This is a genomic window from Heliomicrobium sulfidophilum, assembly GCF_057715735.1.
In genome coordinates this window covers 715,429-728,999 of record NZ_JBVTZZ010000005.1, presented here as the reverse complement: position 1 = coordinate 728,999, position 13,571 = coordinate 715,429, and the positions used below count along the sequence as shown (strand labels likewise).

The following is a 13,571-nucleotide window of genomic DNA, read 5'->3' as shown; positions in this document are numbered from 1 at the left end:
TTTTCGTAGTTCAGGTATATTATATATCAAATTTAACTGTTTTAAAACACCATTTTCAATATTTTTTTATAAATTTTAGTCGTAAAGAACAAAATGCATTCAGCCCAGGTACCCTTAATTCGGTTAATTCGGCGGGGTATGTTGTAGTTTGCCATGTCCGGTTAACGAAAAAAGGCGCAGCGAAAATTTCGCCACGCCAATATGTCTTTAATGCATGCGTTGTCCTACAAAGCCGCCTTGCTTCCAGCGGCCTCGATCTATCGGCGTTACTTCGCGCCGAAGTACTTGGTCGACAGTTCCTTGATCTTGCCGCTCTTTTCGAGCTTGTCCAGGGCGTCGTTGATCTGCTTTTGCAGTGCTGCGTCCCCTTTGCGGACGGCCAGGCCGAACTGTTCCTTTTCGAGGCTGTTGTCCTCCAGGACGATCAGATTGGCGTCGGGGTTGTTGACGAGGTAGTTCTGGGCCACCGGCTTGTCGGCAATGACCGCGTCCAGGCCGTCGATGCGCAGGGTGTTCAGCGCGTCAGGGCAGGTCTCAAAGCGCTTGATCTTGGTGCTGCGATCGCCCATCAGCTTTTCGGCGACGCCCATGCCGGTCGTGCCGTTTTGGACGCCCACGTTTTTGTCTTTCAAGTCAGCCAGGCTGGTGATGGCGGAGCCTTCCTTGACGATGATGGCTTGAACGGATTCATAGTAGGGTTTCGAGAAGTCGATGTTCTCTTTGCGCTTTTCCGTGATCGTCATGGCCGAGGCGATCATGTCGATGCTCTGGTTCTGCAACTCCGCGATGAGGCTCTCGAAGGGCGTATTTTTAATCTCCACTTCTACGCCGATCTCCTTACCGATCTCTCGGGCCAGGTCGACGTCGAAGCCGATGATTTCGCCTTTCTCATCTTTCCATTCAAAGGGGCGGTAGGTCGCTTCGGTACCGACGACGATTGTTTTCTTGGCCGGTGTTGTTGGGGCGGGGGTGCTGCCGCCGCAGCCGGTCAGGCTGACGAGCAGACCTGTAGCGAGCAGTGCGGCGCAGCTGATGCGCATCCATTTCTGCATGTGAGGGGTCCTCCGTTTCGCGTTGGATTTTAGCATACGAGCCTATTATATAGAGGTGAGTATAAAATCACAAGAACAAATTATCAGCAAGAGTTGGAGGCGATTGGATGGAATATGGCGGATGCTCAATTGGTGAGATGCGTAAATCGTACGTAAGAGTAAGCTATAGATACAAGCAGCAACCGGAACAACGCTCAAGTCCTTACCCATCTGCCGCTTAGTTTGAAGATCGTGAAAACAATGACAGGTTTTATGCCGGAAAGGCTAAACTCGCTTCCTTTGGTAGACGATAGTAACGGTGAGGGACTTGGGTAGGGATACCCGAAGGGAGAGATGGCCATGGATGGCATTCGCGTCGTCCCCGTTTTCCCTCCACAGTACTTTCCTCGTAAAGAGAGGGAACGGGCCAAGGAGATCCTCCCACCGACGAAAGGAAAAGAGAAAGTTTTTTCCCAGTTGTTGCTGGAGGCTATCCAGAAGGAGCAACGGAAGGCACACTGACGCCCGGGAGACTGCCCTAACGGAAGAGGAAACCCAAGAAGAGCCGTTCGGCCGCTGCCGGACGGCTTGCCAATGCAGCAACAGAGGAAGTGAGGGGGTAGCGCATGCGCATTGTTGTCGCACCGGATTCATACAAGGAATCCTTATCCGCCCTGAAGGTAGCCGAGATCATCGGACGGGCGGCCCGGCAGGTTTGGTCCTCGCCCGTCATCGATCTCGTTCCCCTAGCTGACGGTGGCGAGGGGTTCGTGGAAGCCATGGTCAAGGGCGCCGGCGGTCGTTTTGTGGAGCAAGAGGTGACTGGGCCGCTGGGCGAACCGGTCAACGCCCATTACGGCATCCTGGAAGACGGAAAAAGCGCCGTCATCGAGATGGCCGCCGCCTCGGGCTTGCACCTCGTCCCCCGGAACAAGCGGGACCCGCGGATTACGACGACTTTCGGCACCGGCGAACTGATCGCCGCTGCTCTCGCATCCGGCTGCCGGACCATCTACATCGGCATCGGCGGTTCTGCCACCAATGACGGGGGCGCCGGTATGGCCGAGGCGCTCGGCGTCAAATTGCTTGACGGGGAAGGAAAGGTCATCCCCCGGGGCGGCGCCGGTCTCGCCCAACTGAAGCGGATCGATCGGAGCGGGCTCCATCCCGCCATCGCCAGCGGCGAGGTTACGGTCGTTGCCGCCTGTGACGTCACCAACCCCCTCTGCGGGCCCACCGGCGCCTCGGCGGTCTTCGGTCCCCAGAAAAGCGCCACACCGGAGATGGTGGCCCAGTTGGACGCCAATCTCTCCCACCTGGCGGCGGTCGTCGAGCGGGATCTGGGCCGGCAGGTCGCCGATAAACCGGGCGCGGGCGCCGCCGGCGGCTTAGGGGCGGGATTGATGGCCTTTCTCGATGCCCGGCTGGAGCGCGGCTTCACCCTGGTCAGCGAGATCACCGGCTTGGAGGCGAAGGTGGCTGCCGCCGATCTGGTGGTGACGGGAGAGGGCAAGACGGACGCCCAGACGGCTTATGGCAAGGTCCCCTCGGGGGTGGCCAAGATCGCCGATGGCCATGGCAAGCCGGTCATCGTCATCTCCGGCGGCGTCGACGACCATGAGGAGTTGGAGAGGGCTTTTTCCGCCGTCGTCGCCTGCACCCGTCTTCCCGTCGATGTGACCCAGGCGATGGCCCAGGCGGAACCCTTTCTCTTCGCCACTGCCAAGGCGGTGTTTCGGCTCGTCAATGTAGGCCAAGGGGTAAACAGAACCTCTTAAATTCGCCTGGAAAGTGCCCATCCCCCGTATTCCCAATCGCCCGTTACTCCCTTATAATGATGTCGTGTGATAATGATTTCCGATAACGGGAAACGGGTGGGGGCGCCATTTGGCTGACAGAACCCCCCGGCAAACGACAGCATCAGGGAGGCGCCAAAGGGTATGATGCGATTATCCGTCGGTTTGGTGGAGCCGGGCGCCGTTTTGGCCAAACCGGTCTATGACGGTAAGGGCAGCGTCCTCTTGGCCAGGGGGATAGCACTCACCGACAACTATATCCGTCGGTTGAAGGACCTCGGCATTCAGGCCGTCTTCATCGAGAGTCCCTTCGGCGACCTGATCGACTACGAAACGGCCCTCTCTGAGCCGGTCTTCGTCGAGGTCATGAAGAACACGCGCCACCTGGTGAAGATGCTGGCGTCGCCGCGGACGGATACGGATCTGGCCAGCGCCAAAAAGAGCGTCGAGATGATTGTCGACGAGTTGATCCGCAACCGGGGCGTCCTGCTCGACGTGAGTACCCTTCACGACTATGACGAATACACCTTTTCCCATTCTGTTTCGGTCTGTGTTTTGTCGATCATCGTCGGCATGCATGCCGGCCTGACCCGAGAAGAACTGGCGGTCCTGGGGATGGGGGCGCTCTTGCATGATATCGGAAAGACCAAGATACCCGTGGAGATCACGAACAAGCCGGGAAAATTGACCACCGAAGAATATGCCCTCATGAAAGAGCACACTCGTTTCGGATATGATCTCTTGCGGAAAAACGCTAGCTTGCTCTCGGCCCATGTGGCCTTTCAGCATCAAGAGAAATTCGATGGCACCGGCTATCCCCGAGGCGTCAAGGGCACTGACATTCATCTTTTTGGCCGCATCTCCGCCGTGGCCGACGTCTATGACGCCTTGACGTCGCGGCGGCCTTATCGCCAGCCCCTTCCGGGGAATAAAGCTTATGAATACATCTGGTCCCAGTCCGGCAGCCATTTCGATCCCGCCATCGTGCGCCACTTCTGCGGGACCGTGGCGATCTACCCCAACGGCAGCCTCATCGAGTTGTGCAACGGGAAGAAAGGCCTGGTGGTCAAGCAAAACGCCGGCTGGCCGCTGCGCCCCGTCGTCTGTTTGCTTGAAGACCACCGCGTGTCCGAGATCATCGACCTGATGGATGAGGCGCGAACGGGACTGGTCATCGTGGAATAGCATCATCCAAAAAGCCCTCGCCTCGGCGAGGGCTTTTTTTCGAAGTATAGCAGGAAAATACCATCCGGGAAAGAATGGGATCATGTAAGCAATTGAAATTATTATAACTATTTATAGGTTCCAATGTTCGGGTCAGAATGCGAGGCCGAAAGGCGACCCGATCCTCCCTCGGAACGAGGGAAGTGAGAGCAGAATGTGGTTACCTCACCGGATGGCAGCCCCCGGGAATGAGGAGGCCGACACCGGATGGAAGCGAATCATTGTGACAACGAACAGCCCCTTTGGGTGCTGGCGATCGGCGCGTCGGCAGGCGGTTTGCGCGCCATTCAAGAGGTCCTCAACCGTCTGAGCCCCAATACAAACTTGGCCGTCTTCGTTGTCCAGCACCTGTCGCCCCACTACCCCTCCCACCTGACGGCCATCTTGAAGCGGACCTCCTTGATGGACGTGAAGGAAGCGGTCCAGGACGAAGTCATCTGCGGCGGCACGATCTATGTGGCCACGCCGAACCACCACCTCGTCCTGCACGGAAACCGGATTCACCTCGACGCCGAATCGGAGAAGGTGAAGTTCGCCCGGCCATCGATCGACGTGCTCTTTGAGTCCGCGGCAGAGGCCTTTGGATCGCGTGTAATCGGTGTCGTTCTCTCGGGCACCGGTTCGGACGGCAGCAACGGCATCATCAGCATCAAGGAGCACGGCGGCTTCACCATCGCCCAGGACTCCTCGAACAGCCACTACAACGCCATGCCCCAAAACGCCATCAACACCGGGGCCATCGACTTCGTCCTGCCTTTGAATGAGATCCCGAAAATCGTCTCCCAGATTCTGAAGGAACCCGATACAGTGCGCCGGGAGCTCACCCTGGACGAGCACATGGAGATCGCCGACATGCTGCGCCAGCGGCTGAATATCGACGTCGTCAATTACCGGCGTTCCACCTTCAAGCGGCGGGTGCGCAAGCGCATGTCCCAACTCCACTACACGTCGGTGCAGGAGTATATCGAGCATCTCAAGCAATACCCGGAAGAACTGGACGAGTTGCACGACGACCTCTTGATCAACGTCACCCAGTTTTTGCGCGACGAGGCCGCCTATGAATCGTTGCGTTCCAACTGTCTGGAGCCGCTCATCGCCCGGTTGAAGGACGGCGACACCCTGCGCGTCTGGTCGGTCGGCTGTTCCACCGGGGAAGAGGCCTATTCGGTGGCCTTCATGGTCGCCGATATGCTCGAAGAAGCCCAGAAAAAGGCGGAGTTGAAGATCTACGCCACCGACCTCGATGAGGCGGCCATCCTGGAGGCGCGGCGCGGCCTCTACAATGAGACCAAGGTGCGGAGCCTGCCGGAAGCCTACCGTGAAAAGTACATGATCGCCTGCGGCGATTTTTATAAGGTCAAAAAACATATCCGTTCCTGCGTCATCTTCGGCGTGCAGGATATCGTCCACTCGGCGCCGATCGCCAAGGTGGACCTGCTCATCTGCCGCAATCTGCTCATCTACTTCGAGAAGGAACTGCAGAAAAAAGTCCTGACCATGTTCCACTACGCCTTAAACCCCGGGGGCTTTCTCTTCCTGGGCAAGGCGGAGACCACCTCGGTCGTGCCGGAACTCTTCGACTTTGTCGACCGGCGCTGGAAGATCTACCGGGCCCGACCTGTCCCTACGCGGCGGGTGCCCTATGTGCGCCCGCGCAACAGTTGGATGCAGTTGTCTGAAAGCGACAACCGGCTCAACCGCCGCTTTGTGGCCGACAGCGTCTTGGAAAACCTGGCGGCGCCGGTCGTCGCCATCAACGAACAGATGAAGATCGTCCTCTTAAACCGCCGGGCTGACGAACTGCTCACGAACGACATTGCCGAAGCCGATAAGGCCGAGTTGGAGCGGGAACCGCTGCTCTTTCAACTGCTTGACGAGAAGCTGCAGGCGGAGATGCAGGAGTGTTTTCAAAGCGGTCTCGTCCCGCCCTCGCGAGACCTCAGCGCGGCCTGGCGGGAACTACCGCGCCACTATATCCTGTCCTTTCTCCTCGACGCCGACGAGGACCGCAAGCCGGTCTTGATCCTGATCTTCACGCCCGTCATCCGCCGGACGGCCGGCCCCGTCCTCTTGACGGAGCGGGAGATGGACAGCATGGAAAAAGAGCTCTCCGACGCCCTCTCGCTGGCCGAAGAGTTGCAGTCGACCAACGAGGAGTTGGAGACGACCAACGAGGAACTGCAGGCGGCCAATGAGGAGTTGGAGACGACCAACGAAGAGTTGGAATCGGCCAACGAGGAACTGGAGACAACGAACGAGGAGCTCGAGGCGGCCAACGAGGAACTGGAGACGATCAACGAGGAACTGGAGGTCCGCACGCTGGAGTTGCTGGCCGTGTCGGCCTTGAAAAACAGCGTGCTGACAAGCATCAATGTGGCCGTCATCGCCATCGATCTGGAAGGCCGGGTGCTGGAGTGGAACCCGGCGGCGACGAAGCTCTTCGACATCCCCAGTTACAAGGCCGTCAACCGCAACCTCTTCGGCTTGCAGGTGCCGCCCTTTTTTGAGGAACTGAAAACCCACCTGGAACGGCTGATTGAAGGGGAAAACGAGACCGTCAGCCGGAGCGTCATCCCCTGGCGGAAGAAGTCCTTCAACGTCGATTACGTGCCCCTCCATAACGAGGAACAGCAGATCGTCGGCCTCTTGATCGTCGCCTACGACATCACCGAGCAGTATGAACTGCAGCGGCAGTTGCAGGCGGCCCTTGATACGGAGCGCAACCTGGCCGAGGAACTGGCCATGGCCAAATCGGACGCCGAACGGGCCAACCATATGAAGACGCGCTTCATCGCCGAACTGTCCCATGACCTGCGCGGCTCCTTGAACGTGATCCTCGGCGTGACCCAACTGGGCGTGGAGACAACAAGCCAACCGCTCCAGGAGGGGAAAGCTCGTCAGGAAGGGAAAGCGCCTCAAGAGGGGAAAGGGTTTCCGGAGGGGGAAACGCTCCCAGAGCGGGAGGCGTTCCAGGAGGAGATCGCCACTTACTTCGATATGACCCGCAAAGCGGCCGACAACCTGAACAACCTGCTGACCCAGGTGCTGGAGCTCTCCTCCATCGAGTTGGGGAAAAAGGCCGTCGAGAACAAGGTCTTCTCCATCCCCCAACTGGCCGACCAGGTGAGCGCCGTCATCGCCTACAAGGCGCGCCGCGCCCGGGTGGACTACATCGTTGACAACCAGGTGCCGCCGCGGCTTTTGGTGGAGAGCGACTTCGGCAAGCTCTGCCAGATCCTGCTCAACCTGCTCGACAACGCCGTCAAGTACTCCCAATCCGGCGGCGAAGTGACCTTCCGCATCAGCCGCGACGGCGATCGTTTGCGCGTGACCATCACCGACCGGGGCATCGGGATGAGCCCCGAGACGGTGGCCCATATCTTCGACCCTTTCTACCGAGCCAAAGGCGTCACCAAGATCACCGGTTCCGGATTGGGCATGGCCATCACCCAACAGTTGGTCCATACGCTAAAAGGCGAGATCCAGGTAGAATCGCAAGAAGGCGTCGGCACGACGGCCACCGTGACGGCGCCCGTCCGCTACCTGGAGATGCCGGCCGAAGCCAACGCCCAGGGGCCCATCGACATGGAGCGGCTGAAAGGCAGCATGGCCGGCCGGCGGGTGCTGATCGTCGACGAAGACCCCACCTCGATCTTGCTCTTAAGCCGCGTCGTCACTGTCTTGGGCGGCGCCCCGGTGGTGGCTCGGGGGATGGAGGAGGCTATCGCTTCGGCGACGGTCGCGCCGCCTGACCTGATCCTGACCGAAGCGGAGCTTTCCGACGGCCCCGCCGCCGATATGATCAGCGCCATCGCCAAGACGATGGCCGCCTGCCCGCCGGTGATCCTGGTGACGAGCGATATTTTCCAGGTTAACCTGACCGGCCAGTGGCGGAGCTATGCTGATGAGCTGACGGCAAAACCGGTGGCATTGAACGAACTGTATGCATGTCTGTGGCGAGTGTTGGAGAAGCCGGCTGGGAACCGGATGGCGTAAATGTTAAGGTGAGGGGGAAGGGGATCAGGATGGGCGTCCTGATTCAGGGATGATATCAAAGATATTATTAGTCGTTATTATCCTGAGTCCCTAGATTTTAAAGATGAAACTAAGCAGGAAGGATGAAAAAAAGCCCGCCTGTTGTGGCGAGCTCTTTTTGATGAAGGTATGGGAAACTACAGTGGGACAACAGGGAATGTAACAGGGTTGATATATCCCCTACAACGTCTTCAGTTCCTTCTTCAGCACCTTGCCCGTAGCGTTCCTCGGCAAGGCCTCCAACTCGACAATCTCCCGTGGCAGCTTGTAGGAAGCCAGGTTCGTCCGCAGGTAAGCCATCAGTTCCTTCCGGTTCAGTTCCGCGCCTTCCCGGATGACGACAAAGGCGCGGACGGCCTCGCCGCGCGTCTTGTCGGGCGTCCCGATGACGGCGGCTTCCTTCACGGAGGGGTGGGAATAGAGGACCTCTTCGACCTCCCGTGGGTAGACGTTGAGACCGCCCACGATGATCAGGTCTTTTTTCCGGTCGACGATGAAGATGTAGCCCTCGTCATCTGTGTAAGCCAGGTCGCCCGTGTAGAGCCAGCCGTCGCGGATGGCCGTTGCCGTTTCCTGGGGAAGGCCGAAATAGCCCGACATGACGTTCGGTCCCTGGCAGATCAGTTCGCCTACTTCGCCGGGGGGAAGTTCCTGGCTGTCGGCGTCGACGATCTTGACGGAGACGGCGGGGAGGGGGAGGCCGATGGAGCCTGGCTTCGTTTTAAAGATGGGGTTGAAGGTGACGACCGGAGACGCTTCGGAAAGGCCGTAGCCCTCGACGATGGACTGGTCCGTTTTTTCTTTAAAACTATTGAGCGTCTCGACCGGCAAGGAAGCGCCGCCGGAGACGAAGAGGCGGACGCCGGCCAGATCCTCGGGCCGGGCGGCGGAGGTGTAAATCCCGTACATGGCCGGCACGCCGGTGACGACGTTGACGCTGTGCGCCTGAATCATCGCCAGCGCTTCCTTGGGCTGGAAGGCCTCCATGATTGTGATCGTCGCGCCGTTGAGCAGCGCCGTGGTGACGCAACAGGTCCAGGCGAAGCTGTGGAACAGGGGCAGCACACAGAGGTAATTGTCCGATTCGACGGCCTTGATCGTCTCCGTGTAGGAACGGGCGTTGCTGACCAGGTTGCGGTGGGAGAGAACGGCGCCCTTCGGCCGCCCCGTCGTCCCGGAAGTATAAAGGATGACACAAGGATCCTCCGGGGTGAGGTGGACGTCGGGAGCAGGGTGGTCGCGATAAGCGGGGGCCGCCTCCCGCAGTTCGGACAAGAGGTGCTGGGCCGGCAGATCGCTGTCGTTCAATTCGGCGCTGGCCAGTTCGAGGGCGCGATCGGTGACGACGTGGCGAGAACCGGCGTCGCTGAGGATGTAGGCGATCTCCCGGGGGCGGAACATGATGTTGAGGGGGATGACGACGGCGCCCAGGCTGGCGATGGCCATGTAGGCGAAGATGAAATCCGCCGAATTGCGGCAAAAGAGGCCGACTCGGTCTTGCGGGTTGACGCCTCGGGCGGAGAGGCATCGGCGGTAGCAGTCGACCGTTTCCTGGAGCGCCGCGTAGCTGTAGCATCCGCTTTTTTCGATGAGGGCCGTTTTTTCCGGCACACCTTGCCGGATCAGTTCGTGGACGAGCACGGTGGAAAGTCCTCCTTTTTTCGTATGATTCCCCTGAAGGCGGTTGCGGGCGCTATCGCTTGTCCGTGTTTTTCCTTATTCTCGAACCTTGCTTTGGAACACAGTCTGGTCTGTAACGCCGGAACGAATGCCAGTCAGCTTGTCCGGGTATGTATCCCTAACTGTATCATCCGTCCAATTGCGCTGCAATGTCCGGAAAGAGATTTTTTGCGCGATTGTGATCAAGATCACAGATCTATCGGCCAAGGCCCGTTAGTATATAACTAAGTTACTAAGTTATAAAAACGAAAGGGGACTTGCACATGTTCTGTTACCAGTGCTCGCAAACCGTCAAAGGCGGTTGCACGAAAGTCGGCGTCTGCGGCAAGAACGATGATATCGCCAGCCTCCAAGATACGATCATCTTCGGCCTCAAAGGCGTCGCCGCCTATGCGACCCACGCCCGGGAACTGGGCTACAGCGACCCTGAGGTGGACGCCATCACCCAGGAAGCCCTCTATTCCACGCTGACCAACTCCAACTTCAATCTCGGCGAGCATGTGGCCATGGCCTTGAAGGTGGGGACTGCCACCGTCAAGGTGATGGACCTGCTCGACCGCGCCCATACAGACAAGTTCGGCATCCCCGTCCCCATTGCCGTCTCCTCTGATAAAGTGGAGGGCAAGTGCATCCTTGTCACCGGCCACAACCTGCACGCTTTGCTGGAACTGCTCAAGCAGACGGAAGGCAAGGGCATCAACATCTACACCCACTCGGAGATGCTGCCGGCTCACGGCTATCCGGAACTGCAAAAATACCCTCACCTGAAGGGCAATGCGGGCAAAGCCTGGCACGACCAGCGCAAGCTCTTTGAGTCCTTCCCCGGCGCCATCCTGGGAACGACCAACTGTGTCATGCCGATTCGCGGTTCCTACAGCGACCGCATGTGGACCTACGGCTGCGCCGGCTTGGAAGGCGTGCCGAAGATCGTCAACGACGACTTCTCGGCGCTGATTGAAAAAGCCCTTTCCCTGCCGGAAGCCAACTGGGCGTCGGACAAGACGATGACGACCGGTTTCCACCATGAGAACGTGCTGGCCCTGGCGCCGCAGATCATCGAAGCCGTCAAGGCCGGCAAGATCCGCCGCTTCTTCGTCATCGCCGGTTGCGACGCCCCGATCAAGGAGCAGGAATACTACCGCGAACTTGCACTGGCGGTGCCCAAGGACTGCGTGATCATCACCACCTCCTGCGGCAAGTACCGCTTCAATGACATCGACTTCGGCGACATCGACGGCATCCCCCGCTACATCGATCTCGGTCAGTGCAACAACTCCGGTTCGGCTGTCAAGATCGCCCTGGCCCTGGCGGACGCCTTTGGCTGCAGCGTCAACGACCTGCCCCTGTCGATCGTGCTCAGTTGGTTTGAGCAGAAGGCTTGCGCCATCCTCCTCGGCCTCTTCAGCCTCGGCGTGAAAAACATCTACCTGGGCGGCCGGGCGCCCGAATTCCTGACGGCCAATGTGGTTGATGTGCTCGTGAAAAACTTCGGCCTGAACCTGATCGGCAACGTCGAAGAAGACCTCAAGAAGATGCTCGGCGAGTAAGTAGCATAGCGATTCAGATATTGTGCCCCAACTGGAACAAAAGCGGCCCTCTTGCCAAAAGGGGACGCTTTACCCTTTTTTGGGGAAAGTTGTGTACTTCCTTGGAAAACCTTGATATACTGTATACGATACAACAACATACGCCCACGAGAACGCTTAATTCCTGGCACCAGGGAGCGGGGGAACCAATTTTTGGGGTGAATCCGGCCGCCAGGCCGGTAGGGTGAGCAATCCACCCGAATCCGTCAGCTAACTTCGTCAGCGTGGATGGTACGTTGGGGCGCAACAGTCTGCATCATTTGTTCAGGCTCTTATTTCATTGCGCATTAAAGCCCCGGCTCTTCCAGGCCGAGGGCTTTTTTATCTTTAAAACTGACAACAAGGAGGAGAATGGCACGATGGATCACAGGGCTGCCTTGTGGCCCCCTGAAGTTGCCTGTAAGGGCAATTTCCTGCGGGCATTGGAGCGTTTTTGGGTGGCGAACCCGATTTTCTTCGAACTGCTCTGCCACAGCCGCACCCTCGAAGAGGCCAGGGAGAGGGCCTTTAACTACTTGGTCGACTTTGAACGAAAAGTGCTTCATTCCCGGGCGCTGGTGGCGCCAGTGGAACGGGCGCTCAGCCGCAAGGCGATCCAGGTATTGAAAAACATCTTTGCCCGCCGCAACGAGGAACTGACCCATGAAAGCGCTCTGAAAATCCTCCACCAGTTGGCCCACGGGGAGCCGGTTTCCGCCACAGAGGCTTTTGTGGAGGAGATGCGCCATCTCTTTTTGGCGATGAAGGAAAAGACGGGGCTCTATGAGTCGCAACCGACGCCAGCGCTGGGGCGGGACGCTCGCCTGAGCAGACTGGGCCTCATGGTGCAGGAACAGGTGGACCGGTTCGCCCACGGGTTGCGCGACGATGTGATCGAGCGGCGGCAAACCAACCGCCGTCGTTTCCTGGAGCATTTCGGGGCGACGATGGAGGAGTGGAATGACTGGCGCTGGCAGTGCCGTCAGGTCATCTGCGACGCCGCTTCTTTGCAGGATCTGGTCGATCTTACCGATGAGGAGCGGGCAGCCATCGAACAGGCGCGCGCCGAAGGGCTCGCCTTCGGGGTCACTCCTTACTACGTCATGCTGATGGACCGGGAACCGCACCGGCGTTTTGACCATGCCGTCCGGGCCCAGGTGCTGCCGCCAATGGATTATGTGGAGGGCATGCTGGCGGGGCGAGGGGATCCCTCGAAGAATTTTGACTTTATGGGGGAAGGCGACACGTCGCCGGAACGGCTCGTCACCCGCCGCTACCCCATGATCGCCATCCTGAAGCCCTACAACACCTGCGCCCAGATCTGCGTCTACTGCCAGCGCAACTGGGAGATCGATGATGTCCTCTCGCCGACGGCGGCCGCCCCGGACGACAAGATGAGCAAGGCCCTGGCCTGGTTCCGCCACCATCCGGAGGTGGAGGAGGTGCTGATCACCGGCGGCGATCCCGGCATCATGTCGGACGGGGCGCTCAAGCGGGTGCTCGACGCCGTCAGCGCCTTCGATCATGTCCGGCGCATCCGCATCGGCACCCGCACCCCCGTCGTCCTCCCCATGCGCATCACCGACGCCTTCGCTGATCTGCTGGTGTCATACCGGATCCCGGGGCGGCGGGAAGTGGTCGTCATGACCCACTTTGAACACCCCTACGAGGTGACGCCTGAGGCGGCCGAAGCCGTTCAGCGCTTGCGGCGGCGCGGCCTGCCCATCTACAACCAGGGCGTCTTTACGCTGGAAAACGCCCGGCGCTTTGAGATGGTGGCGCTGCGCCGGCTCTTGCGCCTGATCGGCGTCGACCCCTATTACACCTTCAACGCCAAGGGCAAAGAGGAAACGCGCGCTTACCGGGTCCCCATCGCCCGCCTCCTTCAGGAGCAGGCCGAAGAGGCGCGGCTCATGCCCGGCCTGGTCCGTTCCGACGAAGCCGTCTTCAACATCCCCCGCCTCGGCAAAAACTACCTGCGCGCCGGCCAGGACCATGAGGTGATCATGGTCGACAGCGAGGGGCGGCGGATCTACGAATTTTACCCTTGGGATATGCCCTCCGATCCGCAGCCCTTCCTCTTTACCGACGTGGCGATCCAGGATTTTTTGCACGCGATGGCCCAGCGCGGCGAGGATCCCCAGGCGTATCAGAGCATCTGGTATTACTATTAAGCCGCACTTGAATGACAGGCCCTCTAACGAGAGAGCCCCGGCGGATAACGCCGGGGCTCTTCGCTG

At 59.2% G+C, this 13,571-nt stretch carries 8 protein-coding genes and 1 riboswitch; of the genes, 6 read left to right on the top strand and 2 right to left on the bottom strand.

All coding sequences use genetic code 11. From position 1 onward, the window contains the following. Nucleotides 1-266: 266 nt before the first annotated feature. Entirely contained in the window at nucleotides 267-1,052 is a 786-nt protein-coding gene (locus tag AC0CW1_RS09160) for a basic amino acid ABC transporter substrate-binding protein (protein ID WP_488182765.1), read from the bottom strand. Between the two features lie 339 nt (nucleotides 1,053-1,391). Here AC0CW1_RS09160 and AC0CW1_RS09155 point away from each other — a divergent pair, with 339 nt between their 5' ends. The 4 genes from AC0CW1_RS09155 (at nucleotide 1,392) to AC0CW1_RS09140 (ending at nucleotide 8,047) form a co-directional block, all read left to right on the top strand. After that, nucleotides 1,392-1,553: a hypothetical protein gene (locus AC0CW1_RS09155; RefSeq protein ID WP_488182764.1), complete on the top strand. Its 162-nt coding sequence runs from the start codon at nucleotides 1,392-1,394 to the stop codon at nucleotides 1,551-1,553. A 104-nt stretch (nucleotides 1,554-1,657) separates the two neighbouring features. After that, nucleotides 1,658-2,809, top strand: coding sequence for a glycerate kinase (locus AC0CW1_RS09150; RefSeq protein ID WP_488182763.1), 1,152 nt, complete (start codon nucleotides 1,658-1,660; stop codon nucleotides 2,807-2,809). 162 nt (nucleotides 2,810-2,971) lie between these two features. Next, the gene (locus AC0CW1_RS09145; protein WP_488182762.1) at nucleotides 2,972-4,012 is read left to right on the top strand and encodes an HD-GYP domain-containing protein; all 1,041 of its coding nucleotides are present in this window, start codon (nucleotides 2,972-2,974) and stop codon (nucleotides 4,010-4,012) included. A gap of 246 nt (nucleotides 4,013-4,258) precedes the next feature. Next, nucleotides 4,259-8,047 (top strand): chemotaxis protein CheB, encoded by a 3,789-nt coding sequence (locus AC0CW1_RS09140; protein WP_488182761.1) that lies wholly within the window; start codon nucleotides 4,259-4,261, stop codon nucleotides 8,045-8,047. Between the two features lie 219 nt (nucleotides 8,048-8,266). Here the strand turns inward: AC0CW1_RS09140 and AC0CW1_RS09135 are convergent, their stop codons facing one another. Further along, complete coding sequence (locus AC0CW1_RS09135) at nucleotides 8,267-9,727, bottom strand: long-chain-fatty-acid--CoA ligase (RefSeq protein ID WP_488182760.1); 1,461 nt, start codon at nucleotides 9,725-9,727, stop codon at nucleotides 8,267-8,269. A gap of 302 nt (nucleotides 9,728-10,029) precedes the next feature. Here AC0CW1_RS09135 and hcp point away from each other — a divergent pair, with 302 nt between their 5' ends. After that, nucleotides 10,030-11,313, top strand: coding sequence for a hydroxylamine reductase (hcp, locus tag AC0CW1_RS09130; RefSeq protein WP_488182759.1), 1,284 nt, complete (start codon nucleotides 10,030-10,032; stop codon nucleotides 11,311-11,313). A gap of 143 nt (nucleotides 11,314-11,456) precedes the next feature. Next, nucleotides 11,457-11,592, top strand: a riboswitch (cyclic di-AMP (ydaO/yuaA leader). 197 nt (nucleotides 11,593-11,789) lie between these two features. Further along, a complete protein-coding gene (locus tag AC0CW1_RS09125; RefSeq protein WP_488182758.1) occupies nucleotides 11,790-13,505 on the top strand; it encodes a KamA family radical SAM protein in 1,716 nt (571 codons plus the stop codon). Nucleotides 13,506-13,571 lie beyond the last annotated feature (66 nt).